Annotated in this window: 17 protein-coding genes; 6 read left to right on the forward strand and 11 right to left on the reverse strand. The window is 72.2% G+C overall.

The features are described 5' to 3' along the window. The first annotated feature begins 90 nt into the window (after window positions 1-90). Complete coding sequence (locus AB0K34_RS05880; RefSeq protein ID WP_364545961.1) at window positions 91-1,035, forward strand: LysR family transcriptional regulator; 945 nt, start codon at window positions 91-93, stop codon at window positions 1,033-1,035. Here the strand turns inward: AB0K34_RS05880 and AB0K34_RS05885 are convergent. The 9 genes from AB0K34_RS05885 to rarD all read right to left on the reverse strand — a co-directional run bounded on the left by AB0K34_RS05885 (window position 1,032) and on the right by rarD (window position 10,772). Then, window positions 1,032-1,643, reverse strand: a complete 612-nt coding sequence (locus tag AB0K34_RS05885; RefSeq protein ID WP_364545964.1) for an ATP/GTP-binding protein — start codon at window positions 1,641-1,643, stop codon at window positions 1,032-1,034. The two genes, AB0K34_RS05880 and AB0K34_RS05885, sit on opposite strands and share 4 nt — an antisense overlap. Continuing rightward, complete coding sequence (locus tag AB0K34_RS05890; protein ID WP_138636838.1) at window positions 1,624-2,055, reverse strand: DUF742 domain-containing protein; 432 nt, start codon at window positions 2,053-2,055, stop codon at window positions 1,624-1,626. Before AB0K34_RS05890 ends, AB0K34_RS05885 begins: the two co-directional genes overlap by 20 nt. Next, window positions 2,052-2,477, reverse strand: coding sequence for a roadblock/LC7 domain-containing protein (locus tag AB0K34_RS05895; RefSeq protein ID WP_138636839.1), 426 nt, complete (start codon window positions 2,475-2,477; stop codon window positions 2,052-2,054). Before AB0K34_RS05895 ends, AB0K34_RS05890 begins: the two co-directional genes overlap by 4 nt. After that, a complete protein-coding gene (locus AB0K34_RS05900) occupies window positions 2,474-5,086 on the reverse strand; it encodes a nitrate- and nitrite sensing domain-containing protein (protein ID WP_364545967.1) in 2,613 nt (870 codons plus the stop codon). Before AB0K34_RS05900 ends, AB0K34_RS05895 begins: the two co-directional genes overlap by 4 nt. Before the next feature lie 229 nt (window positions 5,087-5,315). Then, window positions 5,316-6,962 carry a prenyltransferase/squalene oxidase repeat-containing protein gene (locus tag AB0K34_RS05905; RefSeq protein WP_364545970.1) on the reverse strand — a complete coding sequence of 549 codons (1,647 nt, stop codon included), beginning with the start codon at window positions 6,960-6,962 and terminating at the stop codon, window positions 5,316-5,318. Further along, entirely contained in the window at window positions 6,959-7,861 is a 903-nt protein-coding gene (locus tag AB0K34_RS05910) for a terpene synthase family protein (RefSeq protein WP_364545973.1), read from the reverse strand. The genes AB0K34_RS05905 and AB0K34_RS05910 overlap by 4 nt, the downstream gene beginning before the upstream one ends. Window positions 7,862-7,867: 6 nt before the next feature. Beyond that, window positions 7,868-9,238 carry a cytochrome P450 gene (locus AB0K34_RS05915; protein ID WP_138641433.1) on the reverse strand — a complete coding sequence of 457 codons (1,371 nt, stop codon included), beginning with the start codon at window positions 9,236-9,238 and terminating at the stop codon, window positions 7,868-7,870. Window positions 9,239-9,513: 275 nt separating this feature from the next. After that, window positions 9,514-9,855 (reverse strand): hypothetical protein, encoded by a 342-nt coding sequence (locus AB0K34_RS05920; RefSeq protein WP_301173977.1) that lies wholly within the window; start codon window positions 9,853-9,855, stop codon window positions 9,514-9,516. Between the two features lie 47 nt (window positions 9,856-9,902). Further along, window positions 9,903-10,772: an EamA family transporter RarD gene (rarD, locus tag AB0K34_RS05925; RefSeq protein ID WP_356948714.1), complete on the reverse strand. Its 870-nt coding sequence runs from the start codon at window positions 10,770-10,772 to the stop codon at window positions 9,903-9,905. A 206-nt stretch (window positions 10,773-10,978) separates the two neighbouring features. On the opposite strand from rarD, the gene AB0K34_RS05930 reads away from it, so the two are divergent. The 5 genes from AB0K34_RS05930 to AB0K34_RS05950 all read left to right on the forward strand — a co-directional run bounded on the left by AB0K34_RS05930 (window position 10,979) and on the right by AB0K34_RS05950 (window position 13,449). Beyond that, window positions 10,979-11,176 carry a type II toxin-antitoxin system RelE/ParE family toxin gene (locus tag AB0K34_RS05930; protein WP_301173976.1) on the forward strand — a complete coding sequence of 66 codons (198 nt, stop codon included), beginning with the start codon at window positions 10,979-10,981 and terminating at the stop codon, window positions 11,174-11,176. Between the two features lie 143 nt (window positions 11,177-11,319). Beyond that, window positions 11,320-11,529, forward strand: a complete 210-nt coding sequence (locus AB0K34_RS05935; protein WP_338072677.1) for a helix-turn-helix transcriptional regulator — start codon at window positions 11,320-11,322, stop codon at window positions 11,527-11,529. Window positions 11,530-11,718: 189 nt separating this feature from the next. Further along, a complete protein-coding gene (locus AB0K34_RS05940) occupies window positions 11,719-12,072 on the forward strand; it encodes a DUF1877 family protein (RefSeq protein WP_138641840.1) in 354 nt (117 codons plus the stop codon). Window positions 12,073-12,367: 295 nt separating this feature from the next. Continuing rightward, the gene (locus tag AB0K34_RS05945; protein WP_364545979.1) at window positions 12,368-13,081 is read left to right on the forward strand and encodes a methylenetetrahydrofolate reductase; all 714 of its coding nucleotides are present in this window, start codon (window positions 12,368-12,370) and stop codon (window positions 13,079-13,081) included. Further along, window positions 13,078-13,449, forward strand: coding sequence for a hotdog domain-containing protein (locus tag AB0K34_RS05950; RefSeq protein ID WP_364545982.1), 372 nt, complete (start codon window positions 13,078-13,080; stop codon window positions 13,447-13,449). The genes AB0K34_RS05945 and AB0K34_RS05950 overlap by 4 nt, the downstream gene beginning before the upstream one ends. Window positions 13,450-13,710: 261 nt before the next feature. Here the strand turns inward: AB0K34_RS05950 and AB0K34_RS05955 are convergent, their stop codons facing one another. Then, complete coding sequence (locus AB0K34_RS05955; protein ID WP_138641842.1) at window positions 13,711-14,541, reverse strand: ABC transporter permease subunit; 831 nt, start codon at window positions 14,539-14,541, stop codon at window positions 13,711-13,713. Further along, on the reverse strand, window positions 14,538-17,015 hold the full coding sequence (locus AB0K34_RS05960; protein WP_364545985.1) for a CocE/NonD family hydrolase: 2,478 nt from the start codon (window positions 17,013-17,015) through the stop codon (window positions 14,538-14,540). The genes AB0K34_RS05955 and AB0K34_RS05960 overlap by 4 nt, the downstream gene beginning before the upstream one ends. Window positions 17,016-17,065 lie beyond the last annotated feature (50 nt).

A 17,065-nucleotide genomic window follows, 5' to 3' on the forward strand; every position in this document is an offset into this window, starting at 1 on the left:
GACCCTGCTGCGCGGGCGCGCCGGGAACAACGGCGAAGTCCGCAACCTTGTATGAGCGAGACTGATCGATCACCGACCCGGAGGAGCGCGGTGCCCGAGATCGAGGCCCGGGAGCTGGAATGCTTCCTCGTCCTCAGCGAGGAGCTGCACTTCGGCCGCACCGCCGAACGCCTCTACCTCTCCCAGAGCCGCGTCAGCCAGCTGCTGCGCGCGCTGGAGCAGCGGGTCGGGGCCCGGCTCGTCGAGCGCACCAGCCGCCGGGTGCGGCTGACCCCGCTCGGCGCGAGCCTGCGGGACGAGCTGGAACCCGCGTACGCGGCCGTCCTCGGTGCCGTCGACCGGGCCAGGGCCGCCGCCCGCGGAGTCGGCGGCGTGCTGCGGGTCGGCTTCCTCGGCGTGCTGGACGAGGAGCTGATGGGCTTCGTCGCCGCGTTCGAGCGCGCCCACCCCGGCTCCGAGGTGCACACCGTCGAGGTGCCGCTCGCGGACCCGTTCGGCGCCGTCCGGGACGGGGACCTGGACGCCGCGATCGTGCTGGCGCCGGTACGGGAGCGCGGCCTCGCCACCGGCCCGGTCTTCAACGAGGCGCCGCTGAGCCTCGCCGTCGCGTCCGGCCACCCGCTCGCGGACCGCCCGTCGGTGGACGCCGAGCAGCTCGCCGGGCACCCGCTGGTCAGGATCGCCGGGCCGGCGCCGCGCTACTGGCGGGAGGCGCAGTCGCCGGGGGTGACGCCCGGCGGGCGGCTGATCCCGTCCGGCCCGGCCGTCACCACGATCCAGGAGGCGCTCGCGCTGGTCGCCGTGGGGCGCGGGGCGATGCTGCTGTGCGTCCCGACCGCCCGCGTCCAGGCGCGCGGCGACATCGCCTTCGTCCCGGTCACGGGACTGCCCCGCTCGGCGCTCACGCTCGTCTGGCGGCGGGAGCGCACCACCGCGACCCTCCGCGCCTTCGCCGCCGCCCTGACCGGCGGCCCGGACGCGACAGGGGCCGGCGAGCGCGGCCTCCCGCTGCTCGCCGGCCCCGGCCACGGCTAGACGTTCTGCGGTTCGGGCTCCTCGGTGACCCCGCGGGCCTTCATCGCGTGCAGGACGAGGTCGATGAGGACCTCCTTGCAGGAGTCGATGCTGCGGGCGTCGCAGAGCATGACGGGGACCTTGGGGCCCAGGTTCAGGGCCATCTGGATCTCCGCCAGGTCGTAGCGCTGCGCGCCCTCGAAGCAGTTGACGGCGACGATGAACGGCGTGCCGCGCCGCTCGAAGTAGTCGACCGACGGGAAGCAGTCCGACAGCCGGCGGGTGTCGGCGAGGACCACGGCGCCGAGCGCGCCGAGGACGACCTCGTCCCACATGAACCAGAAGCGCTCCTGGCCGGGGGTGCCGAACAGGTAGAGGACGTACTCGTTCCGCATCGTGATGCGGCCGAAGTCCATCGCGACCGTGGTGGTGCTCTTGCGCTCCACCCCGGACACGTCGTCCACGCCGATGCTCTGGTCGGTCAGGAGTTCCTCGGTGCGCAGCGGCTGCGTCTCGGAGACCGTGCCGACCATGGTGGTCTTGCCGACGCCGAAACCGCCCGCGATCACGATCTTGACCGCGGTGGGGAGCCGGCGGGCGCGTATCCCCCTAGAGGGCCCGGAGACCATCGATCACCGCCTTGTAGAGCCTGATGTCGTGCATGTCCGCCTCCGGTTCGGGTTCCTGCATGGAGACGAACCCCTTGTCGAGGAGGTCGCCGAGCATCACCCGCACCGTCGCGACGGGCAGGTTGAGATGGCCGGTGAGTTCGGCGACGGAGATGACGTTCTGGCAGAGCCGGAGGATCGCCAGGTGTTCGGGGCCGAGCCCGATCGCGGTGTCCGGCTCGGGGCCGGAGGCGACCACCAGCGTGATGAGGTCGAACTTGCCGCGGGTCGGCTCGATGCGGCCGCTCGTCATCACGTACGGGCGGACCATCGGGCCGGCGTGCTCGTCGAGCCAGCGCTCGGCCTCCGTCTCCGGGGGACGCGCCGGATCCTCCGACCAGAACTCGGGGGAGGGGTCCTCGGGCGGCATCATGTCGGGCGGCCCTCCGCGGCGCTCTCGGCACGGGACGGGGAGGTCAGGTGGTGGCCCATGCTCGTGACGAGCATCGCCATCTCGTAGGCGATGAGGCCGACGTCGGCGTCCTCGTCGGCCAGCACCGCGAGGCAGGCGCCCTTGCCCGCCACCGTCACCAGCATGAACTTCGTCTGCATCTCGATGATCGTCTGCCGGACGGGGCCGCCGCCGAACCGCGTCCCGGCGCCCTTGGCCAGGCTCTGGATGCCGGCGGCCACCGCGGCCAGGTGCTCGCCGTCGTCCTGGCCCATCCCCTCCGATGAGGCCATCAGGAGGCCGTCCGCGGACAGGACGACCGCGTTGTGGGCGTGCGGCACGCGGTGGACCAAGTCGTCCAGCAGCCAGCCCAGATCGGACGGCGAACCTGCCTTCTGCTTCACTGCTCGTCCTCGCCTTCCACTGCTTCGTTGCCGCGGGATTCGACCGCCGTCCTCGCAAGGCGGGTGCCGCGCTGGTAGGAACCCATGATTCGCTGGATCTCCTCGGGGGAGCGGCCGGGGACGTCCGGCTCGTCCGGCTCCTGCGCGACGACGGGCTCGTCGGTGCGCAGCGGCGCCGCGAGGTTCGCCTGCGGGACCCGGACGGGCAGGCCGGACGGGGTGGTGCTGTCGGTCACGGGTGGCTGGTCCTCCGGGTGGCTCGTCGCGGAATCCCCGCCGCCCGTCGCCGCGAGACCGCCGGGCGGAGCTGGTTCGCCCGGGGGTCGCGACGGGGCGGGTGCACCGGCGGGAGCGGTCTGCGGGCCGGTGGTCTGGGGCCCGGTGGCCGTGGTGACGGTCTGCGGGCCGGTGGTGCGCGGTTCGGCGGCCTGTGGGCCGGTGGTGTTCGGGTCGGCCAGGGGGCCGGTGGTGTTCGTGCCGCCGCTCAGAGGGCCGGTGGTGGTCGGGTCGCCGCCGCGCGGGCCGCTGGGCTGCGGGGCGGGCGCGTCGTCCGGCTCGGGGGCGGGCGGGGGCACGGCCACCAGGGCGGGCGGCGAACCGGCCTGCCTGGTGAGCGTCACGACGCTGCCCGATCCTTCGCGGCCCTGCTCGGAGGCCCCGGCCGGGACCGCGGCCGGCTGCCGGACGGCCAGGCCGTTCTCGGTGGTGGCGGCGGGCGCCTGCGCGGTGCCCGCCTCGACGACCAGGTCCTGCGGGATGACGACGACGGCGGTGGTGCCGCCGTAGGCGGACCGCTTCAGCGAGACGCGCACGCCGTAGCGCTCGGCGAGCTTCGCGACCACGAACAGGCCGAGCTGGACGGAGCTGCGCAGGTTGAACTCGGGCGGGTCGACGATCCGCTCGTTGATCTCGGCGAGCTTCTCGTCGGTCATGCCGAGCCCGCGGTCCTCGATGTCGATGGCGAAGCCGTTGGCGACGAGGTGGCCGCCGACGTGCACGGCGGTGTCGGGCGGCGAGAACGACACGGCGTTCTCGATCAGCTCGGCCAGCAGGTGGGTGACGTCGCCGACCGCGCGTCCGGCCAGCTCGACCGGGCCGAACGGCAGCACGGTGACGCGGGTGTAGTCCTCGACCTCGCCGACGGCGGCGCGGACGACGTCGATCATCGGGACCGGCTGCCGCCAGCCGCGGGCCGGGATCGACCCCGAGAGCACGATGAGGTTCTCGGCGTTGCGCCGCATGCGGGTGGCGAGGTGGTCGAGCCGGAACAGCTCTTCCAGGTCCTTCGGGTCGATGTCGCGCTTGCGCTCCATCGTGTCGAGCATGCTCAGCTGCCGGTGCACCAGCGCCTGCGTGCGGCGCGCCAGGCTCAGCAGGACGTCGCGGATGCCGCGGCGCAGCTCGGCCTGCTCGACGGCGGTGCGGATCGCGGTCTCCTGGACGGCGTTGAACGCGCGGCCCACCTGCCCGATCTCGTCGCTGCCGAACTGCAGCGGGGGCGCCTCGACGGCGACGTCCACCTTCTCGCCGTGCCCGAGCCGTTCGACGACGCTCGGCAGCCGCTGCTCGGCCAGCTCCCACGCCGCGCCGCGCAGCCGCTCCAGCTGCCGCACCAGGGCGCGGGCGGTGGTGATGGACACGACGATGGACGCGATGACCGCGAGGAGCCCCAGACCACCGGCGAGGACCAGCCGCAGGATGATGCCGAGGCTGACCGGACCGGCACGTTCCACCAGCTCGTCACCGCCGGTGAGGACGAGCTTCTCCAGCCCTTCCTGGGACGGGCCCACCGCGCCCTGCCAGTCCGTGCCGTTGACCGGCGGGCGGAGCGTGGCGCGCTGGAGGATGCGGTCCTCGACGGCGCGCAGCCGGGAGAAGGCGGGACCGTTGACGAGCTGCTCGTAGCGCGCGAGGTCGGCGGGCGGGAGCTCCGCCGCGGCCTCCTCGGTGAGGAAGCGGGAGGTGTTCACCAGCCCGACGAAGCGGGCGTGCTCGCCCGGCTCGTACTTGCGGGCGGCGATCGCGCCGGCGAGCAGCGCGTCCTCCCGGGACAGCACCTCCTTGGCGCGGGTCATCGCGTTCAGCGTGCGGCTGTCCTTGGAGATGCCCTCGTCGTTCAGCACGGCGCCGGTCGAGTTGAAGACGCGGAACGCGGTGTCGATGATCTTGTTGAAGGAGGTGGCGGCCTGGACCCGGGTGCCGCGCCCGGCGTCGACGACGGCGCGGCCCGCGCGCAGGTCGTCGAGGGCCTCGAACATCTCGTCGATGCGGCGCTCCAGCGCGTCGCTCGCCGCCCGGCCGACGTCGCCGCCGGACGCCGTCGTGCGCACCTTGGCCGCGGCCTTGTCGGTCTCGGTGCGCTGCGCGAGCAGCGACTGCCGCTGCTGCTGCCCCGGCGAGGCGAGGTAGACGACGGACGCGCGGCGCTCGTTCTGCAGGGCGGTCACGAGCGACACGGTCGGCCGGCTGATCTTGGTGTCCAGTGTGCTGGCCCAGAGCAGGCCCAGACCTTCGCGAAGTGTCACCCACGCGGCGAACGCCCAGAGCGCCGTCAGCGACAGCAGCAGCGCAGTGATCTTGGTCCGCAGACGAGAATTGCGGAGGCGCATTGACGACCCGTCCCAACGAGAGTGAGCAGGACCCGCGATCCCGGGGGTGTCAAGGGCCAGCGAGTCTCTGTTGTCCGAGTGCGCGATGGGGCAGGAGGGGCGCCAGCGCACACACCGGAGCACCTTAGCAACGCGGCATCACGTGAAGACGTCAATTTTCACTATTTGAGCAGGACGAGGCCCAGATCGGTGTGGTGCGTCTCACGTCCTGGACGCCTCCCGCGCGACGCTACTCGGGACGGGTGAGATGGAGGGCGCTCAGGATCGTCGAATGGACGATCGCCTTCGGCAGGTACAGGTCCTTGTCGTGCCAGAGGGCCGGGCCGTCCGTCCAGTGGGGGGAGCGCAGCAGCCACGCCCGGCCGCGCGCGGCGGCCCGCAGGTGCGCGAGGCGGCGCGCGGACCCGTTCCCCGCCCGTCCGGACGGCAGCAGGACGAGCATGGCCTCCGCGGTCTCCTCGGCGGTGCCGTCCCACCAGCCCCAGGATCCGTCCGGACGCTGGGTCTCGGTCACCCACCGCCGGGCACGTTCCACGGACGCGGCGGCCTCGGCGCCGCCGAACGACTGGAGCGCCTGCACCGCGCACGCGGTCGCGTAGTAAGGGGAGACGTGCCAGCGGTCCGTCCAGCTTCCGTCCGGCTCCTGGCGGGCGCACAGCCAGCTCGCCGCCTTCGCCATGGCGGGCGCGTACCGGGCGCGGGCGGCGGGGCGCAGGCGCGCGTACTCGCCGAACGCGTCGAGGACGTGCGCGTTCGTCGTGACCGACGCGCCCTGCTCGCCCTGCCAGGTGCAGAAGCGGTCGTCCAGCTCGTAGGCCAGCAGGCTGTCGGGCTCCCGCGGCGCGCCGAGCAGCGCGAGCGCGTGCAGGGTCACGGACGTGGTGTCGGCGTCCGCCGGGAGGCCCTCGCCCGCCGGGGTTCCGAGCGGGCCGACGGCCGCGTCCAGCGAGGCGGTCAGCTCGTCCGGCACGGTCACCGGGACGCCCGTCCGGCGCAGGCCGCTCAGCACCCACGCCCGCTCGAACACGGTGATCGGATAGCCGCAGGGCACCGGGCCGCCGTGGTGCGCCGCGACGGTCTCCAGGAAGCGGCGCGCGGGGTCGTCCGCCGGCGGGGCCTCGTCGCCGCCGATCCACGCGGCCGTCGCGGCCGGTGAGGCGCCGACGCCGCCGGTGCGGGGGCCCGGCCGGGTGGAGCCGGTCCGCCGGGCGGCGGGCCCGGCGACCTCCAGCGCGTGGAACAGCTTCTCCGGGACCTGCCCGCCCGCGCTCAGCAGCTCCCGCAGCGGGTCGAGCGCGGCGTCCGCCCAGCTCTCGGGGGCGCGCACCCGCACCCCCGCCGGACGCGGACCGGACGCGCCCGGCGGCCGGGCGTCGAGCCACTCCAGATGGTCGTTGATCAGGCGGGCCAGATGCGCGGAGATCAGCTCCACCGCGGGCATGTCGGGGATCGCGTCGCCGGACGCGTCGTCCAGCAGCGCCGTCAGCGCCTGGAGCCCGCGGTCGGCCGCCTTCGCCAGGACGTCGCGCTCGATCCCGGAGCCGTCGCGGCCGGTCCCGGACGCGTCCCGCCGGAAGGCCGAGAGGATCGCCTCGGTCGCGCTCAGGGTCGGGACGAGGGAGTACCCGCCCGGCGCGCCCCACCCGCCGTCGGCGCGCTGCGCCGCGAGGAGGAACCGCAGCCGCTCGGTGTGCCCGATGAGCCACGGGGCGAGGGTGACGACGCGTCCGGTCTCGTAGATGGAGGGGGACACCTGCCCCCAGGGGTCCGCGAGGAGGCCGCGGACCAGTGCGTCGGCGCCGGCGACCGGGTCCGCCGCCGGCGCGGGTTCTGACGGGTCCGGGACGTCCTCCGCCTCACCGCACTGGACGCTCACAGCTCACCCCAGTAGTCCGTCCGGCCGTAGAAGCCGGTGCTGAACCCGATCTGGCGCTCCAGGTACCGCGCCTCCTTCGGGCACGGCTCCCGCAGCGGAGCCAGTTCGTCCAGGCACTCCTTGACGAGGAGGTCGATCTGGTCGGTCACCTCGGCCCGGCTGACGCCGAGGGCGAGCGGGTTGAGGTCGCCCCAGTCGAGGTCCCGCTGGAGGGTGGCGAGGTCGTTGAGCAGCCGCAGGATCCGTTGCACCGTTCCGCTCGCGGCCCACAGCGCGTCGATGTGCCGGAGCTCGTCCGGGCCGGACGTGTAGATCCAGTGCGAGAGGTTGACGAACGAGGACCCGAAGTTGTCGGCGTTGCCGACGTACTCGGCGAACGTCGGCGCGGGGCCGTCGCCGGACTTCCGCGCGGCGTGCCACTCCCACTCCCGGGCCATCGCCGCGAAGTAGCGGTCGAGTTGGGCGCGCCACCGCCCCCGCAGCTCGGCGAACGCGGGACGCGCCGCGAGCGTGTCGCGGATCTCCGCGAGGAACCGGGCCAGCGGGACGTCCGGCGGCGGCTCCGCGCCGTCCGCGACCGCGAGGCACGCCGCCGCCTGGACGTCGACGTCCGCCCGCGTCTCCGCGACGTAGTCGACGAGCCAGTCCGCGGCGAAGACCCACAGCGACGTGCGGCAGGCGACGCTCAGCTCCTCGGCGGACGCCCACGGCGACCCGAACGCGTTGGCGAGGGCCACGCCGCTCAGCAGCCGCGGGTCGAAGGGGCCGCCGGGGAAGAGGACGGCGTGCTCCTTCGCGCACGCCGCCAGGTCGCGCTGGCAGTCCACGGCGAGCGCGCTGGTCCTGCCCTCCTCGATGACGGTCCGAAGTTCACCGGTCGGTGCGGCCGGGGTTCCCATGTGCGCCTACCTGCCGTCGACGGGGTTCAGTGAGATCTTGATCGGCTGCCGCGGCTTGAGGGTGAGCCCCGCCTGGGGCTCGACGCCCGCGGGCCCGTGCAGGGTCGGGCGCAGCCGGCTGATCATGCTGGCGACGATCAGCTGCGCCTCGACGGTGAAGAAGACGCTGCCCACGCACTGGTGGGGCCCCGCGCCGAAGGCGAGGTAGGCGAAGCGGTGCCGGGAGTTGCCCGGCGCGAACCGCTCGGGGTCGAACCTGTGCGGGTCGGGCCACACGTCCGGCACCCGGTGGGTGAGGTAGGGGCTGACCGCGATCGTGGCGCCCCGGTGCATCCGGACGCCGTCGATCACGTCGTCCTCGGCCACGATGCGGGGGATGATCCAGCCGACCGAGTAGATCCGCAGCAGTTCCTGGAGGACCATCTTCGTGTAGCGGAGCCGCGGCAGGTGCTCGCGGGTGGGGCGGGCGCCGTCCAGGACGTCCTCGATCTCCGCGCGGAGCCGGACCATCACCTCGGGATGCGCGTCGAGCACGACCCACAGCCAGCTCAGCGCCGTCACCGTGGTCTCCGTGCCGGCCACGAACAGCGAGACGACTCCGTCGCGGACGCCCTGGTCGTCGAGCGCGTTCCCCTGCTCGTCGCGGGCCCGCAGCAGCAGGGACACGATGTCGTGGCCCTCGTCGCCCCGCTCGTGCACGCCCTGCCGGCGCGCCTCCTCGATGACGGGGAAGATGATGTCGTCGACGTTCTGCACCGCGCGGTGGAAGGCGTGGTCGCCGGGCAGCGGCACCGCGTGCGGGACGAACGGCAGCAGCATCCGGGACCGGAACGACGACGTGGTCGCGATCGTGATCGCGTCCCCGAGCCGGTCGGCGTCGGCGAGCGAGAGCCGGTCCCCGATGAAGATCCGCAGGATGGCCCGGTAGACGATGCGGGTCAGCTCGTCGCTGCAGTCGATCGGGGTGCCGGCACCGGTGCGGCGGCCGAGTTCGTCGACGTTGTCGGCGATGTTGGCCGCCATCTCGTCGGTGTAGGTCGCGATCTTCTTGCCGGTCAGCAGGGTCTGGAAGATGCGCCGCTTGAGCGGCCAGGCGGGGTCCGCGCCGGACGGCTCGCCGACGAGCCTGCTGAGGGGCTTCCACATCAGCCCCTCGCGCCGGTAGTTCGCCGCGTTGTCGCGCAGGATGTGCTGGACGTGCTCGGGGCGGGTCACGAGGTACGGGCGCAGCATGCCCAGGTTCACGCGGGTGATCTCGCCCTGGGACTCGCGCCCCATCTGCTCGATGGCACCCAGCGGGTCCCGGAGCAGTCTCGGCAGGCTCTGATGGAACGGAATGGTTCGCGGTTCCCTGACGGAGCCGACGCCGACCGACATACTCGACTGTCCCCTCACTAGGCAGTGGTGCGGGTCACGGGGCGAGATGATCTCGGGCTATGGCCGCTGGTGCGGCATTTGTGAAACATGGGCGATTCGTCCGGAAGTATCACATGATCATTTGACGAAGACAACCGTCCGAGAGGTAGGAAAGCACTACATCTGTGCGTGATCTAGGTCACTTTTCAAGGGATGTGCCGGTGAAGTCAACGCCGCGCTGACAAAGTGATGGCTGCGTATGCGCACCGGCCGACGGCGGCCCTTGACGCCCGCGGTCAGTGGTCGGTCGGCAGGATGTCGGGCCACCCGACCCGGCCCGCGACCCGCACCTCGCCGGTCACCTTCCGCGACCCGCAGCGCGCCGCCACCGCGTACTCGCCGGGGACGGCATCGGCCTTCACGGTCGCGGCGCCGTCCACGGCCCGCCCGGTGAACACCTCGGACTCGACCCGCGCCCCCGCACATCCCGGCACCGAGACCCGGACGTGCTCGCCCGGCCGCACCATGCCGGGCTCCACCGCGACACCGCCGCGGCCCGTCGCCTCACCCGTGGCCGGAGCCAGCATCCCGGCCGCGACCAGCGCGGTGCCCAACACGCTGACGGTGACCAGACGCAACGAGACTCCTCGAAATCCGGCAAATGACGTCCGGCACTCTAGTCCCTTCAGACGGCCTCGGGCACCGCTTCCCGGCGGCTCAGCCCCTCCCACGTCAGCGTCACCAGCGCGAGCCACACCAGCAGGAACCCCGCCCACCGGCTCGGCGGCATCTCCTCGTGCTGCACCAGGAAACCGATGGCGAACTGCAGCACCGGGGCCAGGTACTGCAACATCCCGAGCGCCGTCATCGGCAGCCGGATCGCCGCCGAGTTGAACAGCATCAACGGCACCGCCGTAACGACACCCGCCCCCGCCAGCAGCACCGCGTTCGCCACCCCCTCATGCCCGAACGCGGCGTCCCTCTGCGCCTCCAGGAAGAACACGAACCCCAGGGCGGGCAGGAACATGACGGCCGTCTCCACCGCCAGACTCTCCGCCGACGGCATGTCCGCGAACTTCTTCAGCAGCCCGTACACGCCGAACGCGAAGGCCAGCACCAGCGCGATCCACGGCGGCCGCCCGTAGTCCACGGTCAGCACCACCACCGCGACCGCCCCCAGCCCGACCGCCGCCCACTGCCACGGCCGCAGCCGCTCCCGGAACACCACCACCCCGAACACCACGCTGATCAGCGGGTTGATGAAGTACCCGAGCGACGCCTCGATCGTCCGCCCGCTGTTCACGGCGTAGATGTACGTCCACCAGTTCACGCTGATCACCACGGCCGCCGCGACCAGCAGCAGCATCTGCCGCCGCCCGACCCGCGCCCACGTCCGCCGCACCGCCAGCACCGCCCCCACGGCGACCAGCGACCACATGATCCGATGCGCGAGGATCTCCCCCGCCCCCGCCGGCTTCAACAGCGGCCAGTACAGGGGAAAAAGCCCCCACATCACATAAGCCCCGACACCGGCCGCCATGCCCCGCTTAATCACGACCGAACCCTACGCGGTAACCACCCAACCAGTAAGACACCCCTGAACCCCGAACAACCAGCAACCATCCCGGACTCCGCGAACACGCCCCCGACCCCGACGAGCAGATCCCGTCCCCAGCACAGCACGAGGTCCCCGCCGCCCGCCCGCCCACCTCGGCACGTCTACCGACCGCGCAGTTCGCCACGGCGGCGTTCTACATCGACTTGCTCGCCGACGAGGGGGTGCTGCTCGGGGAGCCGTACACGCGGCAGCTCGATGGCAAGCTGAGGGAGTTGCGTTTCCACCTCGGCACACAGGCTGTACGCGTGACCTACTGGATTGCTTCTGGCAGACGAATCGTTCTGCTCACGGTGTTCCACAAAACACGCATGCGAGAAGATCGAGAGGGAGCGCGCTCGTAGGGCGCTGCGGCTATGCGTAACCGAGGCGCACTCGGCGGAGGCTGAGGGAGGTGAGGCCGATGGGTGATCGGACAGACTGGAGTGCGCTGCGGGAGCGCCGCATGTCCGAACCTGGTGCTGCGGAGGCTTACGAGGTGGCTCGCTTGGCCTACGAACTGGGGCGCAGTGTTCGAGCCCTCCGTGAGGAGCGCGGCTGGAGCCAGAGCGAGCTGGCCCGGGGGGCGGGCATGACACAGTCGGCCGTGGCCAGGTTCGAAGCCGGCGGCACCGTGCCGACGCTGGCGGTCCTCGAGCGCCTGGCCCGAGCTCTCGGTGCCGAACTCGTCGTCAAACTGCAGAGCCCGGCCGCGTAGGCGGGCGACCACGCGCAGGGCGAGTAGCGCCAGCAGTACTCGGCCGCCAACCGCAAACGGCTACTACGGCCTAGAGGGTCGGCGGTGGGCTCGACGCCTCATCGACTTGCGCCCTGGTTGGTGGTGGCGGGCGGTTCTGGTAGCGGCAGCGTGCTTCTGAGTGCTGGGGGGCGTCAGTAGGGTGGCGGGGTGTTGGGTGTGCACTTCGCTGTCAGTGCCGATCAGGAGCGCCTTTTGCTCGCGGCCGGCGATGAGGGCGGTGCCTATCCGCTGTCGCATGCCGTCCTCGGCGGGCGGCATATGCACGAGGACTACTACGTCGTCTACGTGACCGCGGCCGAAGTCCGAGATGTCGCAGACGAACTCCAGCGGGTCGAAAAGGTGTGGCTGCGGCGGCGCTTCGACGCGATCGACGACCCGGAGTACCGCGGGTCGCTTGATGATGACGACTTCGAGTACACGTGGGAGAACTTCGTCGAGGTACGGGGGTTGTTCGAGCGGGCGGCCGAGGCCGGGCGGGCGGCCATCTTCACGGCGACGTGACCTCGTACCGGTTGGAACTGCTTGCAGTCATGCGTGGCCGGAGTGTTGCGCGGGGTGTGGCGGGTGATCCCCAGGTCGTGGGGCGTTGTCCTGAAATGCCCGTTAAGAGGCTGCTCGACGGAAGTTAGGTCTACACGTCTCCTGGCCATGGGGCTGCGGGGGTGTTCTTTGGGGGAGAAGGCTAATGTGAGGCGGTGTCGGTTGTGCGCGTCGTCACGTCGATCTGGGAGTAGGGCTCGTGGGGTTCGAGGTTGTTTGTGAGGTCGAGCCGCCTACTCGGCCTGATCTGCGGAAGGTGCGGCATCAGATCGGGGTGTTGAGTCCGGTGGCGGACTCGTTTCTGATTCCCGACAACCACATTGGCCGGGCCACCGTGTCGAGTGTGGCCGTCGCGCACGAGGTGCAGGCCATGGGGGCTCGGGGGATCGCCTGTTTGAACTCGCGTGACCGGAATCTGCTCGGGTTCCGGCGGGATCTGCTCACCGCGGCCGCGTACGGGGTCGAGCGGTTTCTGTTCGTCTATGGGGACAAGCCGAGCGCGGGCGGGCGGACGAGTGAGCTGACCGTCCGGGCGATGATGGAGGAGGCGCGCGCGGCCAGTGAGGACGCGGTCTTCGACGGGTGCGGGGCGTTCCAGGTCGGCGTCACGTCCGGGTTGAGGCGGGTGCCTGAGTGGAAGCGGGCTGCCGACTTCACGTTCGTGCAGGTCAGTTACTCGGTGGATAACCTCTTGCGGTGGCGCGAGCGCGCGGAGATCGACGGGCCCGTCTACGCGGGGGTCATGGTGCTGGCCAGTGCGGGGATGGCGCGGAATCTGGCTGCGGCCATTCCCGATATCGACATTCCCGGGGAGCTCGTCGAGGCCGTCGAGCGGGACCGGAGTGCCGGAGTCGCGGCTGCCTGTGAGCAGGTGCTCGCGATCCGGGACAGCGGGGCGTTCGACGGGGTGCATCTCGTGCCGGTGAGTCGCTACCGGGAGGTCGCGGCGCGGCTGGAAGGGGAGTTGTGAAGCCGGGGCTGCACGGCCAGGTGTCCCTCGTGGTGGGGGACGACGACACGGCGGTCGCGTTGGGCAGTGGTGATGTGCCCGTGCTGGCGACGCCCCGGTTGCTGGCGCTCGCCGAGGCCGCGACCGTGGAGGCCGTCAGAGGTGAGCTCGGGGACGGCCGGACGTCCGTGGGGACGCGGGTCGCGCTGGAGCATCGCGCGGCCAGCCCGGTCGGTGTGCGGGTGACCGTGGAGGCGGAGCTCGCGGAGGTCGACGGGAAGCGGCTCGTGTTCGCGGTCAACGCGGTGGACGAGCGCGGCCCCGTGGGGAGCGGCCGTGTCGAGCGCGTGGTGGTCGAGCGGGAACGGTTCCTGGCGCGGCTTCAGTAGGGGAGCAGGCGGCCCGAGGGCGTGCGGAGGTCGGGCTGGCTCGGTTGACGTGGGGGCTTGGGGCGCTTGATGAGCTGCTGCCGTGCCATGGTGATCATCTCCCCCCAACGGGCCCGGCTTAATCGTCACTGCCTCGTGTGACGCGGCCGATGGGCGCGCGGTTCGCCGAGCTTATGCGACGAACGCTGCCGGTTCGACCGATTTTCGGGGCCGAATTGTCGACGCGGAGTTGTCGGATAGTGACAATGCGTGCCCAGTTTTTCAGGAGACGATGTCGCGGGTGCGGAAGCGGCGGAAGGCCAGTGCGAACAGTATGAGCGCGTAGGAAAGGGATATCGCGGCGCCCTTCGCCATGCCCGTCCACTGGATCTGGGGTTGCAGGGCGTCCATCCACGAGTACATCCAGTGCGTCGGGAGGAAATCGCGCCAGGAGCCGAGGGCGGTGACGGCGTCCAGGATGTTGCTGACGATGACCAGGCCGACGGCGCCGCCGACCGCGCCGAGGGGCGAGTCGGTGGTGACGGACAGCAGGAACGCCAGGGCGGCGACGACGAGCTGGGCGATCAGCGAGTAGCCGACGATGATCGCCATCCTGCCGAGCGCGGTGCCGACCGGGACGGTGCCGCCGGTGGGGAGTTCCACGTCGCCCCAGCCGAAGCCCGCCGTGCCGGCGACCAGGGACATCAGCGGCAGGCTGACGACGGCGACGACGGCGTAGGAGAGCGCGACGACCAGCTTCTGGCGCAGCAGGCGGGCGCGGGGCACGGGCGCGGCCAGCAGGTAGCGCAGGGACGACCAGCCCGCCTCGCTCGCGACGGTGTCGCCGCAGAACAGGGCGACGGCGACCACCAGCAGGAAGCCGGTGGAGACGAACAGGGCGAACAGGGCGAAGTTCAGGGCGCTGGAGGTGGCGACGTCGACCAGGCTGGGGACGCCGTCCGGGCCGGGGTCGCCGCCGAGCTTGAACGCGAGCACCAGCACCCACGGCAGGACGAGCAGGATCCCGAACGCGACGAGGGTCCGGCGGCGCCGGAACTGCCGGACGGCCTCGACCCGCAGCGGCAGCGTCCGCCGGACGTGGTAGGTGGTCATGACGTCTCTCCGATGATCTCCAGGAACGCGTCCTCCAGGCGGCGGCCGGAGCCGACGATCTCGCTGACGGGCCCGGCGGCGACGCGGCGGCCGCCCGCCATGACGACCGCGTGCGTGCAGGTCTGCTCGACTTCGGCGAGGAGGTGGCTGGAGACGATGACGGTGCGCCCTGCGGCGGCGTACTTGACCAGCACCTCCCGCATCTCGCGGATCTGGGGCGGGTCGAGGCCGTTGGTGGGTTCGTCCAGGACGAGGAGGTCCGGTAGGCCGAGCATGGCCTGGGCGATCGCGAGCCGCTGCCGCATCCCTTGCGAGTAGGTGCGTACCGCGCGGTCCAGGGCGGAACCCAGGTCGGCTATCTGCAGCGCCTCTTCGAGGTGGGCCTCGTCCAGGGGGCGGCCTGTGGCGCGCCAGTAGAGGTCGAGGTTGTCGCGGCCGGAGAGGTGGGGCAGGAAGCCGGGTCCCTCTACGAAGGAGCCAAGGCGGGACAGGACGGGCGCACCGGGAGTGACCCGCTGACCGAAGATGCGTATCTCGCCCGAGTCGGGGTGGATCAGCCCCATGAGCATGCGCAGCGTCGTGGTCTTGCCTGCACCGTTCGGGCCGAGCAGGCCGAGAACCTGACCCTTCTCCACACGGAACGACAGGTCGGCCACGGCTTGGTGGCCGTTCTTGTAGGTCTTGGTAAGGCCGGTTATCTCCAGCGGGACGTCGCTGCTGGCGTCGGCGGTGCGTCTGCGTCGTCCGGGCAGGAGGATGGCGGCGGCCACGGCGAGCGCCCCCAAAGGCAGGACCCAGACCCAGGCGGGCAGCGGCGACGAGGCCGTGGCGAGGGACGGCACCGTGGGGACGGTCAGCGGCGAGACCACCTGCACCTTGTAGGACGAAGGCTCGGCGGGCGTCGCGAAGCCCATGTCGGTCGTCGCGATGACGAGGCGCAGGCGGTGGCCCCGGTCGAAGCGGTAGTCCATCGGCGGGAGCGTCACGCTGACGTCGCCGTCCGACACGCGGAACGGGGCCGCCAGGCGCCGCGCCGGAGCGGCGCCGCCGCCGGGCGGGACGTCGTAGAGCTTCGCGAAGAGCGGCCCCTTGCCCTGAACCTCGAGGCGCACGGAGGCCGCGCCGGTCAACCGGACGGGACGCTCCAGCGGGGCGGTGTCGAAGACGGCGGTCTGGCCCGGCATGTCGGCCGGCAGCGACCCGCCGAGCCCGCCGGCCGCGCCGAGCGACCCGAGGGAGCCGAGCGCGCCCAGGCCGGGCACCGCCGAGATCGACGCCGGCGACCCGCCCGCCGGGTTGAAGATCGTCTGTTCGCGGCCGGTGAGCCGCAGGGCGACCGGATCGCCGGCGAGGCCGGGATACCGGGCCGCCGTCGCCTCGTCCACGACGACCTCCTGCGTGGACGAGTCGAGCCCGCCCGCGCGCGTCACCGTGAAGGCGTCGAGGGCGGGGCCGGAGCGGCGGAGGCGGGCGTCGAAGAAGTCGCGCACCAGCCCCTCGACGCGCTCGGTCTCCGGGTCGCCGCCGTCGTGGCCGCCCTGGAACCACACCACCGACACCGGCGCGCCGTTGCGGGCGATGGCCCGCGCGTTGGCGTCGGCCTGGTCCAGCGGGAACAGCGAGTCGGCCTGGCCCTGGACGAGCAGCGTCGGCACCCTGATCCGGTCGGCGACGGAGGACGGGCTCGACCGGCGCAGCGTCGCGATCGCCGACTCGGTCGGGCGCCCCTTCTGCGCGACCTCCTGGTACATCTCGCAAAGAGACGGCAGGAAACGCCCGCAGGCCGTCCGGGTGGCGCTGCCGGTGAAGAAGATCCCCGCCCACAGCTTCTTGAACACGCCGTCGGTGGGCGGCGCGCCCTCGGCGGTGGTCGGGAACAGCGCGTCCGCGAGGTCGTTCCAGGTGATCTGGGGTGCGATGGCGTCCACCCGCTGGTCGTAGGCGGCGGTCATCAGCGCGATCGCGCCGCCGTACGACTGGCCCGCCATGCCGACGCGCGGGTCGCCCGGCCCGTCGAGGACGACCTCGGGCCGCTTCGCGAGCCAGTCGATGAGCTGCCGGGTGTCCTTCACCTCGTAGTCGGGGGAGTTCAGCGCGATCTCCCCGGTCGAGCGTCCGAAGCCGCGCGCCGACCAGGTCAGCACCGCGTACCCGGCGCGGGCCAGCTCGCGCGCCTCGCCGGCCGCCTCCTGCTTCGAGCCGCCGAAGCCGTGCGCCAGCAGGACCGCCGGGCCCTTCGCCCGCCCGGCGGCCGGGCGGTAGAACGTCGTGTCGAGCAGGACGCGCTGGTCGTCCTTCGGCCCGTCCACCACGGGGATGCGCTGCTCGGACGTCCGGACGCGCGGAGCGTCGCCCGCGACCGCGCCCCAGCCGGCCGCCGTGCCCGCGAGCACGACCGCCGCGCCCGCCGCCGTCCAGCGCGCGGCCCGCCCCGTCCTGCCCCACCGCTCGCGGAGAGCGCCCCCCAGCCTCATGGTCGACAACCCTATGCCGGGGTGCCGGGCGCGCCGCTCCGCCTTCAGGC

It is taken from the genome of Actinomadura sp. NPDC049382 (assembly GCF_040677125.1).
GTDB classification, from domain to species: Bacteria; Actinomycetota; Actinomycetes; order Streptosporangiales; family Streptosporangiaceae; genus Spirillospora; species Spirillospora geliboluensis.